This is a genomic window from Micromonospora sp. NPDC048063 (assembly GCF_043202855.1).
Taxonomy (GTDB): Bacteria; Actinomycetota; Actinomycetes; order Mycobacteriales; family Micromonosporaceae; genus Micromonospora.
Genome location: NZ_JBIDBG010000002.1, coordinates 356799 through 378817, shown reverse-complemented (window position 1 = coordinate 378817; position 22019 = coordinate 356799). Strand labels below are relative to the sequence as shown.

General features: G+C 73.9%; 19 protein-coding genes and 2 tRNA genes. 7 read left to right on the top strand and 14 right to left on the bottom strand.

Annotated elements, in window-relative coordinates:
* Positions 1-17: 17 nt before the first annotated feature.
* A complete protein-coding gene (locus ACGFZ2_RS06505; RefSeq protein ID WP_393261267.1) occupies positions 18-851 on the bottom strand; it encodes a phosphoribosylaminoimidazolesuccinocarboxamide synthase in 834 nt (277 codons plus the stop codon).
* A 168-nt stretch (positions 852-1019) separates the two neighbouring features.
* On the opposite strand from ACGFZ2_RS06505, the gene ACGFZ2_RS06500 reads away from it, so the two are divergent.
* Positions 1020-2351 carry an ABC transporter substrate-binding protein gene (locus ACGFZ2_RS06500; RefSeq protein ID WP_393450799.1) on the top strand — a complete coding sequence of 444 codons (1332 nt, stop codon included), beginning with the start codon at positions 1020-1022 and terminating at the stop codon, positions 2349-2351.
* 31 nt (positions 2352-2382) lie between these two features.
* Here the strand turns inward: ACGFZ2_RS06500 and ACGFZ2_RS06495 are convergent, their stop codons facing one another.
* The 7 genes from ACGFZ2_RS06495 to ACGFZ2_RS06465 all read right to left on the bottom strand — a co-directional run bounded on the left by ACGFZ2_RS06495 (position 2383) and on the right by ACGFZ2_RS06465 (position 9143).
* Positions 2383-2631, bottom strand: a complete 249-nt coding sequence (locus tag ACGFZ2_RS06495; RefSeq protein ID WP_393261272.1) for a hypothetical protein — start codon at positions 2629-2631, stop codon at positions 2383-2385.
* Positions 2632-2804: 173 nt separating this feature from the next.
* Positions 2805-2878, bottom strand: a tRNA-Met gene (locus ACGFZ2_RS06490).
* 229 nt (positions 2879-3107) lie between these two features.
* Positions 3108-3184: transfer RNA gene (locus ACGFZ2_RS06485), tRNA-Met, on the bottom strand.
* 98 nt (positions 3185-3282) lie between these two features.
* Positions 3283-4212: a hypothetical protein gene (locus ACGFZ2_RS06480; protein WP_393450796.1), complete on the bottom strand. Its 930-nt coding sequence runs from the start codon at positions 4210-4212 to the stop codon at positions 3283-3285.
* A complete protein-coding gene (locus ACGFZ2_RS06475) occupies positions 4202-4711 on the bottom strand; it encodes a SigE family RNA polymerase sigma factor (protein ID WP_393261276.1) in 510 nt (169 codons plus the stop codon). The genes ACGFZ2_RS06480 and ACGFZ2_RS06475 overlap by 11 nt, the downstream gene beginning before the upstream one ends.
* A 164-nt stretch (positions 4712-4875) precedes the next feature.
* Complete coding sequence (locus ACGFZ2_RS06470) at positions 4876-7905, bottom strand: UPF0182 family protein (protein WP_393261279.1); 3030 nt, start codon at positions 7903-7905, stop codon at positions 4876-4878.
* A gap of 224 nt (positions 7906-8129) precedes the next feature.
* Positions 8130-9143, bottom strand: a complete 1014-nt coding sequence (locus ACGFZ2_RS06465; protein WP_393261281.1) for a PDZ domain-containing protein — start codon at positions 9141-9143, stop codon at positions 8130-8132.
* 113 nt (positions 9144-9256) lie between these two features.
* Between ACGFZ2_RS06465 and ACGFZ2_RS06460 the strand changes: the two genes are divergently transcribed.
* Complete coding sequence (locus ACGFZ2_RS06460) at positions 9257-10555, top strand: zinc-dependent metalloprotease (RefSeq protein WP_350703824.1); 1299 nt, start codon at positions 9257-9259, stop codon at positions 10553-10555.
* Positions 10556-10633: 78 nt separating this feature from the next.
* Here the strand turns inward: ACGFZ2_RS06460 and ACGFZ2_RS06455 are convergent, their stop codons facing one another.
* Both ACGFZ2_RS06455 and ACGFZ2_RS06450 read right to left on the bottom strand, forming a co-directional pair.
* Positions 10634-11248 carry a hypothetical protein gene (locus ACGFZ2_RS06455; protein WP_393261284.1) on the bottom strand — a complete coding sequence of 205 codons (615 nt, stop codon included), beginning with the start codon at positions 11246-11248 and terminating at the stop codon, positions 10634-10636.
* 140 nt (positions 11249-11388) lie between these two features.
* A complete protein-coding gene (locus tag ACGFZ2_RS06450; RefSeq protein WP_393261286.1) occupies positions 11389-11919 on the bottom strand; it encodes a M48 family metallopeptidase in 531 nt (176 codons plus the stop codon).
* Positions 11920-12431: 512 nt separating this feature from the next.
* On the opposite strand from ACGFZ2_RS06450, the gene ACGFZ2_RS06445 reads away from it, so the two are divergent.
* The 3 genes from ACGFZ2_RS06445 (at position 12432) to ACGFZ2_RS06435 (ending at position 15555) form a co-directional block, all read left to right on the top strand.
* Positions 12432-12599 carry a DUF5679 domain-containing protein gene (locus ACGFZ2_RS06445; RefSeq protein WP_012014940.1) on the top strand — a complete coding sequence of 56 codons (168 nt, stop codon included), beginning with the start codon at positions 12432-12434 and terminating at the stop codon, positions 12597-12599.
* Positions 12600-12884: 285 nt separating this feature from the next.
* Positions 12885-13934 (top strand): hypothetical protein, encoded by a 1050-nt coding sequence (locus ACGFZ2_RS06440; protein WP_393261289.1) that lies wholly within the window; start codon positions 12885-12887, stop codon positions 13932-13934.
* 274 nt (positions 13935-14208) lie between these two features.
* Positions 14209-15555: an ABC1 kinase family protein gene (locus ACGFZ2_RS06435; protein ID WP_393261291.1), complete on the top strand. Its 1347-nt coding sequence runs from the start codon at positions 14209-14211 to the stop codon at positions 15553-15555.
* A gap of 349 nt (positions 15556-15904) precedes the next feature.
* Here ACGFZ2_RS06435 and ACGFZ2_RS06430 read toward each other — a convergent pair whose 3' ends face one another.
* The 3 genes from ACGFZ2_RS06430 to ACGFZ2_RS06420 form a co-directional block, all read right to left on the bottom strand.
* Positions 15905-16270 carry a WhiB family transcriptional regulator gene (locus tag ACGFZ2_RS06430; protein ID WP_350682265.1) on the bottom strand — a complete coding sequence of 122 codons (366 nt, stop codon included), beginning with the start codon at positions 16268-16270 and terminating at the stop codon, positions 15905-15907.
* Between the two features lie 131 nt (positions 16271-16401).
* Positions 16402-16659 (bottom strand): hypothetical protein, encoded by a 258-nt coding sequence (locus tag ACGFZ2_RS06425; protein ID WP_393450793.1) that lies wholly within the window; start codon positions 16657-16659, stop codon positions 16402-16404.
* 126 nt (positions 16660-16785) lie between these two features.
* The gene (locus tag ACGFZ2_RS06420) at positions 16786-18945 is read right to left on the bottom strand and encodes an ATP-dependent DNA helicase UvrD2 (protein WP_393261296.1); all 2160 of its coding nucleotides are present in this window, start codon (positions 18943-18945) and stop codon (positions 16786-16788) included.
* Positions 18946-19037: 92 nt separating this feature from the next.
* Between ACGFZ2_RS06420 and ACGFZ2_RS06415 the strand changes: the two genes are divergently transcribed.
* Positions 19038-19280, top strand: coding sequence for a mycoredoxin (locus ACGFZ2_RS06415; RefSeq protein WP_393261298.1), 243 nt, complete (start codon positions 19038-19040; stop codon positions 19278-19280).
* Positions 19281-19398: 118 nt separating this feature from the next.
* Here ACGFZ2_RS06415 and ACGFZ2_RS06410 read toward each other — a convergent pair whose 3' ends face one another.
* Positions 19399-20748, bottom strand: a complete 1350-nt coding sequence (locus tag ACGFZ2_RS06410) for an MFS transporter (protein WP_393450790.1) — start codon at positions 20746-20748, stop codon at positions 19399-19401.
* A gap of 226 nt (positions 20749-20974) precedes the next feature.
* Between ACGFZ2_RS06410 and ACGFZ2_RS06405 the strand changes: the two genes are divergently transcribed.
* Positions 20975-21955 (top strand): helix-turn-helix domain-containing protein, encoded by a 981-nt coding sequence (locus ACGFZ2_RS06405; protein WP_393261301.1) that lies wholly within the window; start codon positions 20975-20977, stop codon positions 21953-21955.
* Positions 21956-22019: the final 64 nt, after the last annotated feature.

The following is a 22019-nucleotide window of genomic DNA, read 5'->3' as shown; positions in this document are numbered from 1 at the left end:
CTGCACCGGTCGGGAAATCAGCCCCAGCGGTTGCCGGTGAGCTTCTCGTAGACGTCGACGTAGCGGGCCCGGGTCGCCTCGACCACCTCGGCCGGCACCTCGGGCGCCGGGGCCTGCTTGTCCCAGCCGCTCTCCACCGCCCAGTCCCGGACGTACTGCTTGTCGTAGGAGAACTGCGCCCGGCCCGGCTGGTACGACTCGGCCGGCCAGAACCGGGACGAGTCGGAGGTGAGCAGCTCGTCGCCGATCGTCAGGGTGCCGTCCGGCGCCCAGCCCAGCTCGATCTTGGTGTCGGCGACCAGGATGCCCCGGTCGGCGGCCAGCTCGGCACCCCGACGGTAGAGGTCGATGGTGATCTGGCGCAGCCGCTCGGCGGTCTCGGCGCCGACCTTGTCCACCACCTCGGCGAAGGTGATCGGCTCGTCGTGCTCCCCCACCGGCGCCTTGGTCGACGGGGTGAAGATCGGCTCGGGCAGGATGGACGCCTCGACCAGGCCGCGCGGCAGCTCCACGCCGGAGACGGCCCCGGTGCGCTGGTACTCCTTGAGGCCGCCGCCGGTCAGGTAGCCCCGGGCGACGCACTCCACGGGCACCATCTCCAGCCGCCGGCAGCGGATCGCCCGGCCGGCGAACTCGGCCGGCACGTCGGTGGCGGAGATGACGTGGTTCGGCACCAGGTCGGAGAGCTGCTCGAACCACCACAGGGACAGCGTGGTGAGCAGCTTGCCCTTGTCGGGGATCGGCGTCGGCAGCACCACGTCGTAGATCGAGATGCGGTCGGAGGCGACCAGGATCAGGTCGTCGCCGTCGGCGTAGACGTCCCGTACCTTGCCCGAGTGCAGAAGTTCCACGCGGCCTAGTACACCACGCGACCTGCGTACGGCCTCCGGCGGTGGCGGACGGCATCGATGCCGGCGACCGCGGGTGCGGCGGTGTGGCCGGACGGACGTTGACACCCTCCCGCGCCGCCTGCGTGAATGATCCGGCCGCCCCGCCCACCCGGTCCACCAGGAGACTCCGTGCCCGCTGCCCGCTCCCCGCTGCCCCGTCACGGGGCGGACCCGGGCCGGCGGCGGGTGCTCGCCGCGCTGCTGGGGGCGCCGGTGCTCGCCACCGGTGGGCTCACCGGGTGCAGCGAGGAGCAGGCGGCCCCGGCGGAGAGCGGCCCGGTCGAGCTGTCGGTCTTCTGGTACGGCGGGCCGAAGCGGGCCGCGCTCACCGAGCAGGTGCTGCGGCTCTACACGGACCGCAACCCCCACGTCGGCTTCCGGATCACCTGGCAGGGCGTCGACGGCTACTACGACCGGCTGGCCACTCAGGCCGCGGGCGGCAACGTGCCCGACCTGATCCAGGTCGACGACAGCATGCTCGCCGAGTACGCCCGCCGCGAGATCGTCCTGGACCTCACCGGGTACGTCGCCGACCACCGGCTGGACCTGCGGAGCCTGCCGCCGGGCCTGGTCCGTTACGGGCAGGTCGACGGGCGGACGGTGGGCGTCGCGGCGGGGCAGACGGCCGCCGCGCTGGTCCACAACCGCACGCTGCTGCGCCGGCTGGGCGTGCCCGAGCCGGACGGCGGGATGACCTGGCCGGAGTACGTCGCCTGGGCGCGACGGGTCACCCGGGCCAGCGAGGGCCGGGTGGCCGGCACGATGGACGCCTCCGGCGACTACCGCGCGTTCTGGCACTGGCTGCGCGGCCAGGGCGGTGAGCTCTACCGGGGCCGGCAGCTCGGCTTCGACGCCGACGCGCTGGTCGAGTGGTTCGAGCTGTGGCGGCGCGCCCGGTCCGACCGGGCCACCCCGAGCGCCGCCCTGGTCGAGCAGGCCGACAGCGGCGAACCGGCCCGGCAGCTGGTGGTCACCGGCGCCGCGGCCGCCTCCTTCGCCTGGTCGCACCAGCTTCCGGAGCTCCAGCGGCTCACCGGCGCCGAGCTCGGCCTGGCCGCCCTGCCCGGCCCGCCGGAGGCACAGTGGGCGCGGGCGTCGATGTTCTGGGCGGGCTTCCGCGGCACACGGCGTCCCGCCGTGGTGGCGGACGTGATCAACTTCCTGACCGGCAACGGCGAGGCGGGCGCGGTGCTCGGTCACGAACGCGGGCTCAGCCCCAGCCTCGCCGTCCGCCGCTACGTGGAGGGCAGCATCACCGACCCGGCGCAGAAGCGCGCGGCGGCGTTCGGCACCGCACTGGACGCCCGGTTGGGGCCGGCGCCCAGCCCGCCACCGCAGGGCCATCCCCGGGTGCGCGCGCTGCTGCTGGAGGCCGCCGAGAGCATCCGCAGCGGGGCGGCCGGCAGCCGGGCGGCGACGTCGCGCTTCATGGCCAGGGCGGAAGCCGCCCTGGCCGGATAGCGGCCGACCGGCAGGCGCCGACCCGTCCGGCTCAGCGCGGCGGGCCGCCGCGCCGGTTGCGCATCATCCGCAGGACCAGGAAGACGATCACGGCGACCACGACGAGGCAGCAGAGCAGGCTGAGGAAGCCGAAGCCGCCACTGCGGCGGCGCCGCGCGGCCTCCACCACCAGCTCACCCGTGCCGGTGGACGCCCAGGCCGCGACGGGCACGAACACCGACAGCACGACGGCACCGAGGACTGTGCTGAGCCGGCCCCACCACTTACCGAAGGAAGACATGCTGACATCCTCGCCGACGACCGCAACCCTGGCACGCCGGTCGGCGGGGACTCGCCCGCAGGATCCGGATCCGGCGCGGTCGGGCCCGGAGGCGCCGAAGGAACCCGGAGACGCCAAAAGACCCGCGAACGCCGAAAAACCCCGGAGATCGTCTCCGGGGTTTTTCGCGAGAGTAGCGGGGACAGGATTTGAACCTGCGACCTCTGGGTTATGAGCCCAGCGAGCTACCGAGCTGCTCCACCCCGCGTCGGCTCGTTTACTCTATCGCATCCCCCGCCCCGATGATCAGCGGGCCCCCGATCCCACCCGGATTCCCTCCCGGGCCGCGCCGCCGAGGCAGCCGGGGACGCCTGACCCGGGGCCCGGGGACTGGCGGGGATTCCGGTCGCGTCCGCCGCCGGAGGCACGGCCGGAGCCCGCTGCCCGCCCGAGAACGCGAAACGGCCCCGAGGATTTCCCTCGGGGCCGTTTCGATGTGGTAGCGGGGACAGGATTTGAACCTGCGACCTCTGGGTTATGAGCCCAGCGAGCTACCGAGCTGCTCCACCCCGCGTCGGCTCGTATACCGTATCTCACCACCCCCGGCCGCCGCAAAACGACCCCCGAGCGGGGCGGTCCGGGCCGCGCGCCGCCGCCCGGACGCCGTACGGCTCAACCCAGCCACTCCTCGATCGCGTCGACCGCCCGCCGGCTGTCGGCGTCGACCTGGGACCGCTCGGCGGAGGTGCCCTCCCAGCCCTGCTCCCAGAGCACGGTCACCACGTCCCCCACCCGGATCGCCCGGATCAGCCGGACCTCCTCGCCGCCCGTCGGCTCGCCCTCGACGTCCCGGCCCGGCGTCCGGATCTCGAACAGCACCGAGTCGTCGCCGAATCCGCCATCGGCCAGCAGCCGCACCCGGGACGTCGACGGGTTGCCGCCGCTCACGCCCGGCTGCTCGGGGCAGGCTCGCACCGCCGCCCGCAGCTCGCGGAGGAAGTCGTCGGCCCGGCCCGAACGGTAGACGGTGACGCTGTGCGCGTAGCTGCCGTCGGGGACGTACCCCTGCGGGGTCTGCGGCAGCTTGTAGGCGAGGTTCCGGGTGCGGCGCTGCACGATCCCGGCGTCGCTGCCGTACCGGGCGTCGCAGAGCCCCGGCAGCGCCACGGTGTCGCGGAAGACCGGGTCGATGCCCGTCCGGTTCGCGGCCGCCTGGACGAAGAAGGCCCGGTCCGGAACCGAGGTGGGCGTACGCGGCGGCGCGGCGCCGGTGCTCCCCGCCGTCGTCGCGGGCGTGCCCCTCGTCGGGGGCGTGCCCGTCACCGACGGCCCGCCCGTCGCCGCCGAGGACGGGGACGGGGCGGTCGCCGGCGGCGCCGGGGTGCCGGCGGGCGGCGGGAGGGGGGTGGCATCCCCGGCCAGCACCAGCCGGGTGCTGGTCGCCAGCCCACCGACCAGCAGTGCCGTCGCGAGGGCGGCACCGGTGATCCGGACCCGGGCCCGCCGGTCGGCGCGCCGCCGCACCTGCTCGGGGGCGGCCAGGGTGCGGCCGTCGGCGTCCTCGGCGAGCGACCGGTAGAGATCGGACAGTTCACGCGACATCGTTCGCCTCCAGATCCTCGACGGACAGGTCGGGCAGCAGCGTGGCCAGCCGGGCCCGCCCCCGCGCCAACCAGGACTTCACGGTGCCGGTGGGCACCTGCGTCTCCCGGGCGATGTCCTGCACCGACATGTCGAAGAGGTAGTGCAGGGCGAGCGCCTGCCGCTGGGCGGCCGGCAGTTGGCGCAGCGCGCCCACCAGCAGCACGCCCTCCTCGCCCGGCGGCGGCACCGGCTCCGGCGGACCCGTACGGCTCAGCATCGCGCGCCAGCCGTGCAGCCGGCGCCACCGGTCGGTGGCCAGCCGCGCGACCACGAGCCGCAGCCAGGCCTCCGGCGCCGGGTGGGTGGTCAGCCGGCCCCACTGCCGCCAGGCCCGGGCGTACGCCTCCTGCACGAGGTCCTGCGCCTCGGTGTGGTCGCCTGCCACGGCGTAGCCGTAGCGGAGCATCCGCCGCGAGGTGCTCCGGTAGAACTCGTCGAAGCTTGTTGCGTCCCTCATCTCCCGACCACGCTCCCCCGGCCGTTCCCGCCTCTTGCAGGGAAGACGGCGTCAGGAGGGGGCGGGTTGCGGGGGTCCGGCCGCCGGTCGGGAAAGCGACAGCGCCCCCGGCGCCGGGGACCGGATCGGTCCGCGGGCCGGGGGCGCTGCGGCGGATTGCCTGGTCAGCCGCTCGGCGTCGGTGCGGCGCTGCCGCTGGCCGCCGGGGACGCCGGCGGGCTGCCGCTGGGCGTGGCGCCGGGCGCCGGGGCGGTCGCCGCCCGCTGGGCCTGCTGGAAGGCGGTGAGCGCCTCGTCCAGCGCCTTCAGCGCGCGCCCGTACCGCTCGAAGTCGCCGGACGTCTGCGCGGCCCGGACCTCCGCGATGGCGGTCTGGACCCGGTTGGCCGCCTCGGCCAACTCACCGGTCAGCGCGGGCGGCGTGCCGCCCGGCGGCGTGCCGCCCGGCGGGGTGCCGCCGGTCGGTGGCGGCGCGCCCGGGGTGGCGGCCTGCTTGCCCTGCTCGACGAGTTGCTTGATGCCGTCGGCGACGTTGTTGGCCAGCACCACGTAGGAGCCGCCGTCGCCGTAGGACATCAGCACCCGCTGCAACAGCGGCGGCGCGTTCTGCGCGGCGGTCTTCACGTAGACCGGCTCGACGTAGAGCATGCCGTCGCCGAACGGCAGCGAGAGCAGGTTCCCGTACTGCACCTGCGCCTGCGCGGACTGGAGCAGGTTGAGCTGCTGCCGGATGTTGCCGTTCTGGGTCATCGACTGGTGCACCTGGACCGGCCCGGAGACCCGGGTCTGGTCGGGCAGGTCGAGCACCTCGAGCTTCGGCTGCCCGTCCACGTACGACCCGGAGATCAGCGCGGCGAGGTTCTCCCGGCCGTTCGGGGTGACCGCCGAGGTGAGCTGGAAGCGTGGCGACTCCTGACCGGGGAACTGCGTGAAGAGGTAGTAGGGCGGCTGCTTCTGGCCGGTGTCGGGGGCGTCCGGCACGTTCGGCACCTGCCAGAAGTCGGTCTCCGAGTAGAAGGCGCCGGGGTCGGTCACGTGGAACCGGGTCAGCAGGTTGCGCTGCACCTTGAACAGGTCGGACGGGTAGCGGAAGTGCTCGGCCAGCTCGGCCGGGATCTCCGACTTCGGCACCACCAGGTCGCCGCCGAACGCCTTGTTCCACGCCTTGAGCACCGGGTCGGTCTCGTCGAACTCGTAGAGCCGGACCGTGCCGTCGTACGCGTCGACGGTGGCCTTCACGGAGTTGCGGATGTAGTTGACGTTCTCGCGGGCGAGCTGGAAGGTGCCCCGCCCCGTCAGCTCGTCGGCCGTCTGCTCCTGGAGGTTGATCCGCTCGGCGTACGGGTATGTCGCCGCCGTGGTGTAGCCGTCGATGATCCACTGGATCCGGCCGTCCACCACCGCCGGGTACGGGTCGCCGTCGAGGGTGAGGAACGGGGCGACCTTCTCCACCCGGTCGCGCGGGTTGCGAACGTAGAGCAGCTTCGAGTTGTCGTTGACCGCGTCGGAGAGCAGGAAGTTCGACTCCTGCTCCTTGATCGCGTAGAGCAGCCGGCGGGTGAACGAACCGATCTCGACGCCGCCCTCACCGGTGTAGGTGTAGGACTCGCCACCCTCGCCGACGGGGCGGTCGAACTCCGCCTTCCGCTCCGGGTCGGTCTGGCCGACGATCGCGTAGTCGCCCTCGTCCATCCGCTCGCCGTAGTAGACGCGGGGCTGCTTCGCCGAGATCTGCTCGGTCTGCGCGGCGCACTGCTCGTTCGTCTGCGCCTGGCCCTGTTGCTGCTTCTGCTGTTCCTGTGGGTCGCCGAGGAAGCCGGAGACGAAGAACGGCTGGCCGCCGCAGACCACCCGGCTGCCCGGCGCCGCCACCAGCCCGTAGCCGTGGGTGTAGACGGTGTGCCGGTTGATCCAGGTGTTCTGCTGGGGGGTCAGCTGCCGGTAGTTGACCTCGCGGAGGCCGACCACGTAGTCCTGTACCTTGCCGTTGACCCCGTACCGGTCGACGTCCAGCTTCTCGCCGAAGTCGTAGAACTGCCGGACCTGCTGGCGCTGGGTGTAGGTCTCCGAGACCAGTTGCGGGTCGAGCAGCCGGATGTTCGGCACCACGGAGGTGTCCGTGGCCAGGCTCGCCGGCGGGGTCAGGTTGTTCGCCGCGTACGGCGTGGTGGTCACCGACCCCAGCCCGAACGCCGCCCGGGTGGCCTTGATGCTGCGATCGATGTAGGGCGCCTCCTTCTCCTTGGCGCTCGGCTTGACCTCGAAGGTCTGCACCGCCCAGGGGTAGATGCCGCCGATGGCGACCGCGGAGACGCCGAGCAGGGCGAGCGAGATGCCGGGCCAGACCAGGTTCCGCATCCACGCGTTGGAGAAGACGATGATCGCGATGGCCACCACGATGGAGATGTACGCGAGGATCTCCTTGGCCGGCAGCAGCGCGTTGACGTCGGCGTAGCCGGCGCCGTAGACGTTGGCGCCGTCGTTGTACTCCAGCAGCATCGCCCGCCGGTCCAGCACGTACGCGATGGCCTTGAGCAGGACGAAGACCGCGACCAGCGTGCTCAGGTGGGCCCGGGCGGCGTTGGTCATCCGGTCGCCGACGCCCTGGAGCCGGACGCCGCCGAAGATGTAGTGCACGGCCAGCGCGCCGACCACGGACAGCACCACCGCGGTGAAGCCGACCCCGAGCAGGTAGCGCCAGAACGGCAGCTGGAAGACGTAGAAGCCGACGTCCACCCCGAACTCCGGGTCCTCGACGCCGAAGTCCCCGCCGTTGCGGAAGAGCAGCCACTGGTTCCACCGGCTCTGCGCCGACAGCCCCGCGAAGAGGCCGACCACGCCGGCGACCAGCGCGATCCACAGGCCGAGCCGGGGGCTCAGCAGCATCCGGTAGCGCTCGAGGGTGGCCTGCTCCGGCGAGTGCGGCCGCATCCGGGGGCGCAGCCGGTGGGCCAGCCAGAGGTTCCCGCCGACGATCACGGCCATGCCGAGGCCGACGGCGAGGAGGAGCAGCAACCGGGTCGCCAGCACGCCGGTGAAGACCTGCGTGTAGCGGACCTCGTCGAACCACAGCCAGTCCGTCCACGCCTGGACACCCCAGCCGAGCAGGGTGAAGAGCACGAACACCCCGACCAGCACACCGATCGTGACGCGTCCGCGTCGGCTCATCCTCGGCAGGGGGCTGCTGCTACGCATGACCACTGTTGGCTCCGCACGCTCGATGTGATCGGCTCCGACCAGGCACCCAGAGTACGGGGTGTTCCTGAACGCGTCGGTCCAAGGTCACGTGGCGACCACGCGGAGCCGCCCCACGCTCGGCCGACGGCCCTCGTCGCGGCGACCGTCTCCGCACCTGATCGGCGCGCGCTCCCCGAGGCGACGGGGTCGACGTCAGCGGCGGAACCGGCCGCGTGCGGCGGTCAGCAGCGGGTCGGCTGGCCACCGGCGCGCAGCGTCTCCAGGGCGGTCAGCGCCTCGTCCAGCGAGCCGACCCGCAGCAGCGGCAGCCCGGGCTGCGGGTTGCGGACGGCCTCGGCGCAGTTGTCCGCCGGCACCAGGAACGCCACCGCGCCGGCCTCCTTCGCGCCCACGAGCTTCTGCGCGATGCCGCCGATGGGACCGACCCGACCGGCGTCGTCGATGGTGCCGGTGCCGGCGATGATCTTCCCGCCGGTCAGGTCCTCCGGGGTCAGCTTGTCCACGATGCCGAGGGCGAACATCAGGCCCGCGCTCGGCCCCCCGATGTCCTCCAGGTCGATGTTGAGGGTGAACGGGTGCGGCTGCTGCTGCTCGATCTCGATGCCGATGCGGGGCCGGCCGTCCTGCTCCCGGCTGGTCACCTTCGCCGTGGCGGCGGCGCCGCCCCGGGTGTAGCCGATCTCCAGCGCGGTCCCGGCGGGCTTGGCCCGGACCAGCTCGGTGAGCCGGGCGGCCACCGGCACCGGCTGCCCGTCCACCGAGGTCACCACGTCGCCGGGCTTGAGCACGCCGGCGGCCGGTCCGTCGGCGGCCACGGTCTTGACCACCACCTGGACCGGGTACCCCAGCTCGCTCAGCGCCGCGGTCTCCGCGCTGGTCTGCGAGACCTTGAAGTCCTCGGCGTTGCGCTCGTCGACCTCCTCGCGGCTCTCCCCGGGCGGGTAGACCAGCTCGCGCGGCACGACCGCCTCGTCGTCGGAGAACCAGCCCTGGATCGCCGAGCGCAGCTTGACCGTGGGCTGCACCCCGACCGTGGTCAACCGGAGCTGCCCGGCGGACGTGGAGGTCTCCCGGCCGCTGACCTGGATGACCTCCTTGCCGTTCTCCTTGCCCAGCGTGTTCACGGTCGGCCCGGGACCGAGCACCACGTACGGGATGGGCGCGCCGAGCACGCCGATGCTGAGCAGGGTGGTGAGCAGAGCACCGAGCAGGACGGTCACGCCACGACGTCTCATGCGGCAGAGCGTACCGACCGGGGTGGGACGCCCCGGCGGGCGAACCGCGACTTCGCCCTCAGCGGAACGCCAGCGGCGGCGACCTGGGGCGCGGCGCGCGTACCGTAGACGTCGTGCCTGATATTCCGTTCGGTTTCGCGCTCCCGGGTGGGCAACCACCAGACCCCAACGATCCCGCGCAGATGCAGCAGTTCATGTCGCAGTTGCAGCACCTGCTCTCCGCGTCGGGCAGCGGGCCGGTCAACTGGGACCTGGCCCGGCAGGTGGCCGCCAGCCAGCTCGCCGCCGCCGGTGACCCGGCGGTCTCGCCCTACGAGCGCAACGCGGTGGAGGAGGCGCTGCGGCTCGCCGACCTGTGGCTGGAGCCGGCGTCCGCCCTGCCCTCGGGCATCCAGACCTCGGTGGCCTGGAACCGCAACGAGTGGATCTTCAAGACCCTCGACGTCTGGCGCAAGCTCTGCGACCCGGTGGCCAGCCGGATGGTCGGCGCGATGGGCGACCTGGTGCCGCCGGAGGCGCGCGCCCAGCTCGGCCCGATGCAGTCCATGGTCGCCACCCTCGGCGGCGCGCTCTTCGGCGGCCAGCTCGGCCAGGCGCTCGGCTCGCTCGCCGCGGAGGTGCTCTCCGCCGGCGACATCGGGCTGCCGCTCGGCCCGGCCGGCACGGCCGCGTTGATCCCCGCCAACATCCGGGCGTACGGCGAGGGCCTGGAGCTGCCGGAGGACGAGGTCCGCCTCTACGTGGCCCTGCGCGAGGCCGCCCACCAGCGGCTCTTCCAGCACGTGCCGTGGCTGCGCGGGCACGTGCTCAGCGCCGTGGAGATGTACGCCGCGGGCATCCGGGTCAACCGGGAGGCGATCGAGGAGGCGATGGGCCGGGTCGACCCGACCGACCCGGAGTCGATGCAGGCGATCGCGCTGGAGGGCATCTTCACCCCGGAGGACAGCCCGGCGCAGAAGGCCTCCCTGGCCCGGCTGGAGACCGCCCTGGCCCTGGTGGAGGGGTGGGTCTGCCACGTGGTGGACAGCGCGGCCGGCGGCCGGCTGCCCAGCGTGGTCAGCCTGGGCGAGGCGTTCCGCCGGCGCCGGGCGGCCGGTGGCCCGGCCGAGCAGACCTTCGCGGCCCTCGTCGGCCTGGAACTGCGTCCACGCCGGCTGCGCGAGGCGGCGGCGCTCTGGGCGGCGCTCACCGAGCACCGGGGCATCGCCGGCCGGGACGCCCTCTGGGGCCACCCCGACCTGCTCCCCTCGGACGCCGACTTCGCCGACCCGGTGGCCTTCGCGATGGCCCAGTTCGACCTCAGCGAGCTGGAGAGCTTCGACTTCAGCGCGCCGGGCGGCCCGGAGGAGAAGGCCCCGGGCGAGCCGGAGCAGCGCCCGGACGACACCGAGGGCGGCGACGCCCGCCCCTGACCCGTGGCCACCGACGGGTGCCGCCCGACCTGCCCGGGTCGGGCGGCACGCCCGGTCAGCGCCCCCCTCGCGGTGCCGTCAGCAGGGCCGACCGGTGCCGGAGAGCAGGGCGCGGGTGGTCTCCCAGCCCTCCACGGCCGGGTCGAGGAAGGCCAGGTCGGCCGGTCCGCGCAGGCGACGCCACGCCGGGGTGACCGCCAGGTCGCCGGGGCGCGGCGCCGCCGCGCGCACGGCCGCGGGCCGCGCGGTGTCCAGGTCCAGCGGCGGCAGCCACGCCGGCACGGGCAGCCGCACGGCCACGCCGAGCAGCCCCGGTCCGTCGCCCTCGACCGGCGCGACCGCCACCGGTCGGGTGGTGAGCGGGCGGAGCAGCTTGCCGATCGTCAGGCCCGGCACGTCGGGGGCGTCCCCGGCGACCACCGCCACCTGGTCGTACCCGGTGCCGGCGAGGGCGGCGAAGACGGCGTTCGGGGTCGGCTCGGGCACCTCGTGGACGGCCGTGTCCGGCCAGACCACCGCGTCGGCCAGCCAGCGATCCTCCGGCGTGACGGCGACCGCCGTCTCGACCTCGTTGAGCGTGGCGAACAGGTCGACCACGTCCTCGGCGAGCGCGGCCCGCCAGTCCACCGGGTCGATGCCGGGCGGCGACCAGGTCACCGGTCCGAGCAACGCCACCACCACACGTCGGGCCACCCCGCGACCCTAGCCCGCCGCCCCGGGACGAGCGAAGGCGCGGGATGCGGAGGCACGGAAGCCGGCCGACGGGGTACCGACGCGCGGCAGAGTAGGTCGGCCCGGCGCCGGCAGGCCGGCGACGGCGCGGGCGGCGGGTGTCAGTCGGCCAGCGGGGCGCCGGCGACCGCGGCGACGCCCTCCAGATAGCCGCGCGCCCGCTCGGTCTTCGGGTAGCGCGCGACGAGCGCCCAGAACCGGGCGTTGTGGCTGGGCACGATGAGGTGCGCGAGCTCGTGCAGGAGCACGTAGTCGATCACCCAGTCCGGCATGTCCTGGACACGGTGCGAGATGCGGATGGTGCCGTCGGCGGGGGTGCAGGACCCCCAGCGGCCGTTCTGGTTGGTCACCCAGCGGACGCTCGTCGGCACCGCCTGCGTGCCGTGGTCGGCCAGATAGAGCCTGATCAGTCGGGTGGCCCGGGCGAGCAGCTCGGCGTCGGACCGGGCGAGGCGCCCCTCCCGGGCGGCCAGCCGGGCGAGCATCCGGTCGACCCACTCGCTCTCCTCGGCCCGGGAGAACTGGTCCGGAATGAGGACGACGACACGCTCACCGTCGCGGTACGCGGACACCGTCCGTCGCCGGCGCTGGCTGCGCCGTACCTCGACGACCGGCTTGCGCGCCCCTGCCATCAGCAGACCGCGCAGCCTCGGATTCCTGCCACGAAGGAAAGCTAATGCGTACTGACCAGGGGTCCGCAAGAGTCAACACGACGACACGCGCCCGGAAAATGATGATTGGTCGGCAGAGTCCCGAAAAAACTTTGAACGGGTGGCCGAGAATCGCCGTCGTCACCCTTCGTGGCGACCGACGACGGGCGGGCGCCGACGCACCACAACCGTAGGTGATCACCCGGCGGGGCGCAGCTCGGGGCCCCCGCACGGGGCATTCGACCGGGTTCGGTCGGCGTGTCCCCGCCAAACTGACTTATCAGACGTAATTCGCCATGCACACTCTCGACGTCGACTTGCTCACAGTGGCGAAGCACAGCTGACATGGAACCGCCCAGACCTGGGTAGGGTCCGCGCACCAGCGGTCACGACGGTGGCTGCGGGAGAACGACCCAGCGCCGGCGCCCGCGTGGCCCGCCGCCGGGCAACCCGCCGGGACGGCATCGGCCGGCGGACGAGACGAGGAGGGCACCGTGGCCGACCAGGCCCAGACCTACAACGGTTACTGCGTCAAGTGCAAGGAGAAGCGGGACTTCGAGGGACGCGTCGAGGTCTCGAAGACCGGGATGAACATGGCCAAGGGCAAGTGTCCGGTGTGCGGCACAACAGTGAACCGCATCCTGGGCAAGGCGAAGGTCTGACCCGTACGGGTGCTTCGGAGGGGGTGGCCGCCGGCCGCCCCCTCCGGCGTCCCCGCACCTGGTCCGGGTCGCGGCCACCACCCGAACGACCCGGCCGAACGACCCGGCCGGCGCCGGTCGCGCGCCGGTCGCGCTCCCCCACCCGTCGCCACTGTCGGCTCACCGACATGGTTACCGGCCGGTTGTGGATATCGCGGGAAGTCCTGTGGGCAGCGCTGGACAGAGACCCGCGCACCTGTGGACAACGATCGACGGACAGCACGGACGCGGTCACGATTCGTTGTCATGCGTCGAGCCCCGCTCCCCCGCCCCACGCTGCTGCCCGGCCTCACCCGCCTCTGGCGGGACCGGCACACCCTCCAGCTCGGCGTCGAGCCGGGCCGCGCCGTCCTGCTGGAGATCGCCGATCCCCGGGCGGCCCGGCTGCTCGACCTGCTCGACGGCACCCGCAGCGAGCGGCTGGTGCTGGAGCAGGCCGTCACCGCCGAGGTGGCGCCCGACGCGGCCCGCACCCTGCTCGACGCCCTGCGGGCCGCGGGCCTGGTCGTACCCGCGCACACGCTGCTGCCGAGGGACCTGGCCGGCCCGTCCCGGGCCCGGCTCGCCGCCGAGGCCGGGGCGCTGGCGCTGGTCGCCGCCCGGCTGCCCGGCACGCCCGCCCAGGTGCTGCGCCGCCGGCTGGCCGCCCGGGTCGTGGTCAGCGGAGCCGGCCGCCTCGGCGCCCCGATCGCCCTCGCCCTGGCCCAGGCCGGAGTCGGGCACGTGCACCCGGACCTGACCGGCCCGGTCCGCCCGGCGGACCTGGTCGGCACCGGGATCCCGGCCGCCGCGATCGGCCGTCCGCTGGCCCCGGCGGTACGCGACGCCGTCGAGCGCGCCGCCCCGGGCACGGGCACGGGTCCGCTCCGGCCCGGTCGGGCCGACCTGGTCGTCCTGCTCGGCGCGGACCGCCCGGCCGCCCTGCTCGCCGCCGCGCACGCCCGGCGCCGCCAGCCGCACCTGCTGGTCGCCCTCCGGGAGGGCGTGCCCGTGGTCGGCCCGCTCGTCCGCCCGCCCGCCGGCCCCTGCCTGAACTGCCTCGACCTGCACCGGACGGACCTCGACCCGGACTGGCCGGCGCTCGCCGCCCAGCTCGCCGGCGGCGCGGAGCAGGCGTGCGCCGCCGCGACGCTCCTCGCGGCCGGGGCGTACGCGGCGGCGGAGGCGCTCGCCCAGCTCGACGGGAGCGCCCCGGAGACGCTCGGCTGCGCGGTGGAGATCCCCGGGCCCGGCCGGTTCCGCCGCCGGGTGTGGCCCCCGCACCCCTCCTGCGGCTGCGCGCGGGGACGCCGGTGACCACCACCGGTGGGCCGCCCCGCCGGACGCCGGTGACCGCCGCAAGTGGGCCGCCCCGGCGGACGCCGGTGACCACCGCAAGTGGGCCGCCCCGGCGGACGCCGGTGACCACCGCAAGTGGGCCGGGCCGGCCGATGGTGACCCGCGCGGGGACGCGGCGACGGCCGTCCGCCGGGCCCCCGGGCCCGGCCGGCGGCCCGCGAAGGGCGGGGTCCAGCCACCCAGCCCGGCGGCAGAGCAGCCGCAGGCCCCCTGAGTCGGTAACAATGACCGGGTGACCGACATCCCGCGCCGGGCCGTGTCCCGGACCGCCAAGCTCGCCGCTCTGCCGCTCGGCTTCGCCGGTCGGACCGTCCTGGGCATGGGTAAGCGCGTCACCGGCCTCGCCTCCGACGTGATCTCCGCCGAGATCCAGCAGCGCACCGCCGAGCAGCTGTTCAGCGTGCTGGGGCAGCTCAAGGGCGGTGCCATGAAGTTCGGCCAGGCGCTGTCGGTCTTCGAGGCCGCCCTGCCCGAGGAGATCGCCGCCCCCTACCGGCAGGCGCTGACCAAGCTCCAGGAGGCCGCGCCGCCACTGCCGGCGGCCAGCGTGCACAAGGTGCTCACCGAGCAGCTCGGCCCGGACTGGCGGGACCGGTTCGTGGAGTTCGACGACGCGCCGGCCGCCGCGGCCAGCATCGGCCAGGTGCACCGGGCGGTGTGGCGGGAGCCGGGCTACGGCCCGTCGGGCGCGCCGCACAGCCGCGAGGTCGCCGTGAAGATCCAGTACCCGGGCGCGGGCGACGCCCTGCTCACCGACCTCAAGCAGCTCTCCCGGCTGGGCGGGATGTTCCGGGCGATCCAGCCCGGGCTGGACGTCAAGCCGCTCCTGGTCGAGCTGCGGGAACGGATCACCGAGGAACTCGACTACGAGCTGGAGGCCGAGTCGCAGCGCGCCTTCGCCGCCGCGTACGCCGACGACCCGGAGATCTACATCCCGGCGGTGGTCTCCGCGTCGCCCCGGGTCCTGGTCACCGAGTGGGTCGAGGGCACCCCGCTGGCGAACATCATCCGCGAGGGCACCGAGGAGCAGCGCGACGAGGCCGGCCGGCTGATGGCCATCCTGCACCTGTCCGCGCCGCAGCGGGCCGGGCTGCTGCACGCCGACCCGCACCCGGGCAACTTCCGGCTGCTGCCGGACGGCCGGCTCGGCGTGATCGACTTCGGCGCGGTGGCCCGGATGCCGGAGGGCACTCCCGAGCCGATCGGCCGGATCGCCGCGTTGGCCCTGCGGGGCAACGCCGACGAGGTGGTGGCGGGCCTGCGCTCCGAGGGCTTCATCGCCTCCACCGAGGAGATCGACGCCCAGGCGGTGCTCGACTTCCTCCGCCCGATGCTGGAGCCCATCGCCGCCGAGGAATTCCGGTTCAGCCGGGCCTGGCTGCGCGCCGAGGCGACCCGGCTGGCCAGCCCCCGCTCCCCCGCGTACCAACTGAGCCGGCAGCTCAACCTGCCGCCGTCGTACCTGCTCATCCACCGGGTGACGCTCGGGTCGATCGGCGTGCTCTGCCAGTTGGAGGCCAAGGCGCCCTACCGGGGCATCCTGGAGCGCTGGCTGCCGGGCTTCGCCCCGGTCCCCTGACCGGCCCCGCGACGCGACAACGCGCGACAGGCGCCGGAGGACGACGCACGAAACACGCCGAGGGGCGGTGGCCGAACCGGCCACCGCCCCTCGGGCATCAGTGTGGATCTAGAGAACGCCCAGGTCGCGAGCCGATCGGTTGCGGCTACTCATGGCGACGGTACGGGCGGAACGGGTTGCCTCAGTGCTCGTGGTGGTACGACCGGCCTGAGGCCGGCGCATTCGAGCCCGGGACAACGCTTCGTGAAGTAGTTGCATTTCGGCGACTCCGTTAAGAACGTTCAGCATGGTGGTCAGCTCTCTCGTCGCCGGTGCGAGACCGGCGTGGGTGGGACGGATCGGGTTCATGTCAGGCCGCCAGCCGGACCGCGTTACGCGACTCGGACAGCCCACTGGCCGCCAGCCGCGCCTCGGCCTCGACCCGGAGCGCCGCGTCGCGGGCGAGGTCCTCCTTGCGCGGGCGACCACGGGGCCGCTTGCGCGGGACGACCGCGCCACGCTCGAAGATCTCGCCGCCCCAGACGCCCCAGGGCTCGGCCCGCTCCACCGCGCCGGCCAGGCACTCGACGCGCAGCGGGCAGTCCCCGCAGAGCGACTTGGCCAGCTCGAGCTCGGCGGGCGAGTCGGAGAACCACAGGTCGGGGTCGAACTTCCGGCAGGGCAGGTTCGCCTCCACCTCGACGCTCACGTCGAGCGGGGCCAACGCCAGACTCATCGCCCGGTCACCTCTCTCTCGTTTTCGATCTCGTGGATCGCACTTCCGACGTACTTGGCGGGCAAAAAACTGAGGCCGCGGATCCCGGTAGCGGGTTCCGCGGCCTCGAGGTGAGCCGGTCGTCTGATGAATCAGACTGGTCTACCTCGAGGTGGAACTCCGCGGACGTCCATGCGCTTGTTGGCGACATCGACGCCCTTGCCCGTGAAGCCACTGGTCCCCTGGATTCCGGTCGGCGCGGGGGCGAGGATCAGCTCGGCCTGAGCCTCGACCTGGTGCACCTGCGGAACCGACGGTCGCGGAGCGGCGAGGGCCACCCGGACAGCCGACAGCGGAACGACGGCAGCGGGCAGCGCCGCCGGACGCTCGTTGGTGTAGAAGATCTCCATTGGTGCCACCTCCCTGACGTTCTCTCGTGCCGACACGGTCTCGACCCCTCATGAGCAGCCCGAATGGCGCCGCTCGCGAGGTGTGCCATGAGGCTATTCCTCGCCCGGGGGCGAGGGCAAACGAATTTACGACGAGATTTCGAAGTTTTTCTCCGGGCAGACGTCGTCGACCGCCGCGCCCGCCACCAGCGCCAGCACCGCCTCCCCGTAGAGGCCGAGCTTGCGCGGCCCGATGCCGGCGATCGCGATCAGTTCCTCCGCCCGGGCGGGACGCCGCTCGGCCAGCGCGACCAGTGTGGCGTCGGTGAAGACCACATAGGCCGGAACCCGCTGCCCGCCGGCCACCCGCTGGCGCCACTCGCGCAGCCGTTCGTGCAGCTCGTCGTCGATGTCGGAGGGGCAGGTGGGGCAACGGCCGAGCTTGCGGTCCGGCCCGGCGAGCAGGGTGGCGCCGCAGATCCGGCAGGACACGATCTGGGTCCGTCGCCGCTCCGGCCGCCGCCCCGGGCCGGCGCCGGCCCGCTCCGCGCCGCCCGAGCGGTCCAGCTGTGGCAGGAACCGCGACGGCCGCCGGGCCCGCCCGCCCGGCGAACGGGCCGAGGCGTACGACAGCCACAGCCACTCCCGCGCCCGCGTGATGCCGACGTAGAGCAGCCGGCGCTCCTCCTCGACCTGCTCGACGGTCTTGGCGTACGTGGTCGGCAGGGTGCCCTCGGAGAGGCCGACCAGGAAGACCGCATCCCACTCCAGCCCCTTCGCCGAGTGCAGCGAGGCCAGGGTCACCCCGTCGACGGTCGGCACGTGCTGGGCGGCGGCCCGCCGGGCCAGCTCGTCGTTGAAGTCGGCCAGGCTGACCGGGCGCTCGACGGAGGCGGCCGGCCCGATCGGCAGCACCTCCGGGGTGGCCGCGTACTCCTCGGCGAGCTGGACCAGCGCGGCGAGCGCCTCCCACCGCTCGCGGGCGGCGCCACCGGCCGGGGCGGCGTCGGGGGCCCAGCCGACCGCCGCGAGCGCCTCGACCACGGCGGCCGGCAGCGGGGTCTCCCCCGGGATCGCGCGGGTGGCGGCCCGCAGCGCGACCATCGCCTGCCGTACCTCGGCCCGCTCGAAGAACCGCTCGGCCCCCTGCACCACGTACGGCACCCGCGCCTCGGTCAGCGCCTTCTCGTACGCCTCGGACTGCGCGTTGGTCCGGAACAGCACGGCGATCTCCTTGGCCGGGGTGCCGGCGTCGACCAGCGCGCGGCAGCGGGCGGCGACCGCGTTGGCCTCGGCCGGCTCGTCGGTGAAGATCCGCAGCTCCGGTTCGGGGCCGGGCGGGCGCTGGCCGACCAGCTCCAGCCGCAGCCGCGCCTCGGCGCCCCGCGCCTGCGAGATCACCGCGTTGGCCAGCCCCACGACCTGCGGGGTGGAGCGGTAGTCGCGGACCAGCCGGACCACCGTCGCCCCGCGGTACCGGCGCGGGAAGTCGACCAGGTAGGACGACGTGGCCCCGGTGAACGAGTAGATCGTCTGGCTGGCGTCGCCGACCACGGTCAGGTCGTCCCGGCCGCCCAGCCACGCCTCCAGCAGCCGCTGCTGGAGCGGGTTGACGTCCTGGTACTCGTCGACCACGAAGTGCCGGTACTGGGCGCGGACCTGCTCGGCGACGTCCCGGTGCTCCTCGATCCCCCAGACCGCGGCACGCAGCATGTCCTCGAAGTCGATCACGCCGTTGGACCGCTTGAGGCGCTCGTACGCGGCGAAGACGTCGGCGACCTTCGCCGGCTCGTGCGGGGTGTCCCGCAGCGCCTTGGCCGCCGCGACGACGTACTCCGCCGGCTCCACCAGCGACGACTTGGCCCACTCGATCTCACCGGCCAGGTCCCGGGCCGCCGCCCGGTCGGCGCGCAGGCCGGCCTTGGCCGCGGCGAGGGTGACCAGCCGGACCTTGCTGTCCAGCAGCTCGGGCATGGCCCGCCCCTCCAGCAGCCGGGGTGCGAAGTAGCGCACCTGGCGCAGCGCCGCCGCGTGGAAGGTCCGCGCCTGCACCCCCGGCACGCCGAGCACGGCGAGCCGGCTCCGCATCTCGGCGGCGGCCCGGGCGGTGAAGGTCACCGCCAGCACGTGCCGGGCCGAGATCTCCCCGGACAACGCCCGGTGGGCGATCCGGGAGGTGACGGCCCGGGTCTTGCCGGTGCCGGCGCCGGCCAGGATGCAGACGGGGCCGGCGGGGGCGGTCACCGCCGACCGCTGCTCCGGATCCAGACCGGCGAGCACGCGTTCGGACGCTGAGTGAACCACCACAGCGAGGAATTGTCTCAGCTCCGCCGGGCGTTGCAGCGGTTAGCCTGGGCTTGATCGGCAAGCCGCCGGGCGGACCGTTGGAGGATCTGACCATGCTGACGCTGTATTCCACCCCCTGGTGCGGCTACTGCCACCGGCTGAAGTCGCAGCTCGACCGGGAGGGCATCGGGTACGAGGTGGTCGACATCGAGCAGGACCCGAAGGCCGCGGATTTCGTGATGAGCGTGAACGGCGGCAACCAGACCGTCCCGACGCTGCGCTTCGCCGACGGCAGCGCCCTGACCAACCCCTCGATCACGCAGGTCAAGCAGCACCTGGCCGGCCTGTCCGCCTGACCTGGCGCACCACCCGACGAGCGGCCGGCCCGGACGGGTCGGCCGCTCGTCGCGTCCGGCCGCCCGGCGGCCCGGCGGCCCGGGCGGACGGGTGCGGGGCCGACCCCGCCGGGAGCCGTCACCGGCCCCGACGCGGGCGACTCGTGCCGACGGCCTCCTGCCCTGCGGGGACGAGCCGGTCGGCCGGGGCGAGCCCCTCGGCGGGGCCGGGCCGGTCGGCCGGGGTGAGCCCCTCGGCGGGGCCGGGCCGGTCGACCGGGCGGCGCGGGGCGGGGATCCGGGCCACCGGCGGGGGGCTGAGGGTGCGGCCGTGCCAGAGGTAGCCGCCGGCGAGCAGGGTGGCCAGGCCGATCAGGGCGAAGAGCAGGCGGTAGTCCAGCGCCCCGACGAGCAGCGCCCCGGCGCCGATGGAGAACGCCTGCGGGCCGCTCACCACGGCCTCCGAGGCCGCGGCGACCCGGCCGAGCAGCCCGGGCGGGGTGCGTCGCTGGATGAGCGTGTGCAGGCCGACCATGGTCAGCGGCAACGACACCCCGGCCAGCAGCACCGCGACGAAGCCGAGCCAGAGGTTCGGGTACGTCAGCGCCAGCGAGGCCGGCCCGAAGAACGCCACCCCGGCGGCCAGCGTGCCCACCTCGCCCGCCCGGCGCACCACCGCCGGGGAGAGCAGCCCGCCGACCAGCCCGCCGATCCCCTGCACGGTGACCAGCACGCCGACGAACGCGGCGTCCCGGCCGAGACCCCGGTCGACGTACGCGAAGATCAGCGACTCGCTGAAACCCATCGCCAGCGAGCCCAGCCCGTAGCCGAACAGCGCCCGGCGCAGCGCCGGCTCCCGGGCGAGGTGCCGCAGCCCGGCGCCCACCTCAGCGAGCCAGCGCGTGCCGGACCCGGCGGGCGGCGACTCCGTCGTCCGCAGCGCCCCGACCACGGCTGCCGCGGACAGGAACCCGACCATCCCGATGGCCGCCAGCATCCACCCGCCGACGGCGGCGTAGAGGCCGGCGCCGGCCAGCGGGCCGATCAGCCGCAGCCCCTGGCGTACGGTCTGGAGCACGCCGTTGGCCTCGGCCAGCAGGTCCAGCGGCACGAGCTGCCGGATCAGGCCGCTGAGCGCGGCGCTGAGTGTGATGTACGACAGGCCGTACAGGGCCGCCACCGCGTAGATGATCCACACGTCGGCCCGGTCGCGGACGGCTAACAGCGGGGTGAGCAGCACCGCCGTCACCAGGTTCGCCGCCACGAAGAACGGGCGGCGCGGGTAGCGGTCGACGAACCACCCGACCAGCGGGGCCAGTGTCATCGGCGCGATGACCGCGAAGATGGTGGCTCCGGCCAGCCCGTCCGACCCTGTCAGGTCCTTCACCCAGATGGCGAGGGCGAGCAGCAGGATCGACTCGGCGGCCATGCTGGCGAGCAGGCCGGCGAAGAGCAGGCGGAAATCCGGGCGGCGCAGGACGGTGCGCATGGGGTCCCTCCGGCGGGGTGGTGCGCGCCTCGGCGCGGTCGGGAGTCCCACGGTCGGGTCGGGACGGCGTCGTACCGGCCGCCACGCCCTTCCACGGTCCTCTTTTCTGCGAGACACGCCCCCGCCGGGACCTCCGGCGGGGGTTGCGCCGTCCATACTGACCGTGGGGGGCGAATTTCATACAGTTACCGTCGCGTCTGCGGCGGTCCACGGAAAAGAGGACGTCGTGCCTCCTGCCTCACCCAGCCCGATCCTGCGCCGCCGCAGGTTGGGCACCGAACTGCGCCGGTTGCGCGAGGCCAGCGGTCTCACCGGGGACCAGGTCATCGAGCGGATCGGCTGGGCCTCCGCGTCCAAGTTGTCCCGCCTGGAGAACGGCCGCAGCCGTCCGGATCCCGACGACGTCCGCGTCCTGCTCGACCTCTACGGCGCCGAGCGAGCGCTGCGCGAGGAACTCCTCGGCATCACCCAGGAGGCCGGCGACATACGCGGTTGGCTGAAGAACTACCCGGTGATGACCCAGCAGCAGCGCAGCTTCGCCGAGCTGGAGGCGGGCTGCGCGGAGATCTCCGAGTACAACCCGGTCCTGGTCCCGGGCCTGCTCCAGACGCCGGGCTACGCGTCGGTGCGGATCGCCTCGGCCCGCCAGGTCGACGAGGAGGCGGGCGACCCGGAGGCCGGGGAGGACGTCGACACCGAGGTGCGGGCCCGGCTGGCCCGCCAGTCGCTGCTGACCCGCACGTCCGACGCGCCCCGCTACACGGCGGTGCTGGAGGAGGCGGCGCTCGGCGTCCGGACCGCGCCGCCCGAGGTGCTGCGCGAGCAGTTGGGGCAGCTCTGCGAGCTGGCGATGCTGCCGAACATCACGCTGCACGTGCTGCCCCGCGACACCCAGATCGACAACTGGTACCTCCCGCCGACGGCGTTCTCCGTCTACCGGTTCGCGGACCCCCTCGATCCGGAGACGCTGGCCATCGAAGGGGGGTTCACCGACGTCATGTCGACCGAGGTAAACGCGCTAAATCGCTATAAAGTGGTGTTCGAGTGGTTATGCACGGCGGCACTCTCCGCATCGGACACCCTCTCCTGGCTGATCGAGGCGACGGGGCGGCTGCCCGGCACGGCGACCGCGTCCACGGTGGCGTACGGGTCGGCAACGGCGCCGACCCAGCGCCGCCGGCACTCAGGGCGCCTGACGGAACGGTGATCACGGGGGACCACCGTCGGGTCGTGCGACGCCACTCGTTCCATCGGTGCAGTTCACCTCAGGA

Excerpts from the sequence above, each read along its gene's own strand:
- ACGFZ2_RS06495 (WP_393261272.1), bottom strand. The coding sequence starts at position 2,631 with ATGTCTTCCTTCGGTAAGTGGTGGGGCCGGCTCAGCACAGTCCTCGGT.
- ACGFZ2_RS06480 (WP_393450796.1), bottom strand. The coding sequence starts at position 4,212 with ATGTCGCGTGAACTGTCCGATCTCTACCGGTCGCTCGCCGAGGACGCC.
- ACGFZ2_RS06475 (WP_393261276.1), bottom strand. The coding sequence starts at position 4,711 with ATGAGGGACGCAACAAGCTTCGACGAGTTCTACCGGAGCACCTCGCGG.
- ACGFZ2_RS06470 (WP_393261279.1), bottom strand. The coding sequence starts at position 7,905 with ATGCGTAGCAGCAGCCCCCTGCCGAGGATGAGCCGACGCGGACGCGTC.
- ACGFZ2_RS06465 (WP_393261281.1), bottom strand. The coding sequence starts at position 9,143 with ATGAGACGTCGTGGCGTGACCGTCCTGCTCGGTGCTCTGCTCACCACC.
- ACGFZ2_RS06450 (WP_393261286.1), bottom strand. The coding sequence starts at position 11,919 with ATGGCAGGGGCGCGCAAGCCGGTCGTCGAGGTACGGCGCAGCCAGCGC.
- ACGFZ2_RS06440 (WP_393261289.1), top strand. The coding sequence starts at position 12,885 with ATGCGTCGAGCCCCGCTCCCCCGCCCCACGCTGCTGCCCGGCCTCACC.
- ACGFZ2_RS06430 (WP_350682265.1), bottom strand. The coding sequence starts at position 16,270 with ATGAGTCTGGCGTTGGCCCCGCTCGACGTGAGCGTCGAGGTGGAGGCG.
- ACGFZ2_RS06425 (WP_393450793.1), bottom strand. The coding sequence starts at position 16,659 with ATGGAGATCTTCTACACCAACGAGCGTCCGGCGGCGCTGCCCGCTGCC.
- ACGFZ2_RS06415 (WP_393261298.1), top strand. The coding sequence starts at position 19,038 with ATGCTGACGCTGTATTCCACCCCCTGGTGCGGCTACTGCCACCGGCTG.
- ACGFZ2_RS06410 (WP_393450790.1), bottom strand. The coding sequence starts at position 20,748 with ATGCGCACCGTCCTGCGCCGCCCGGATTTCCGCCTGCTCTTCGCCGGC.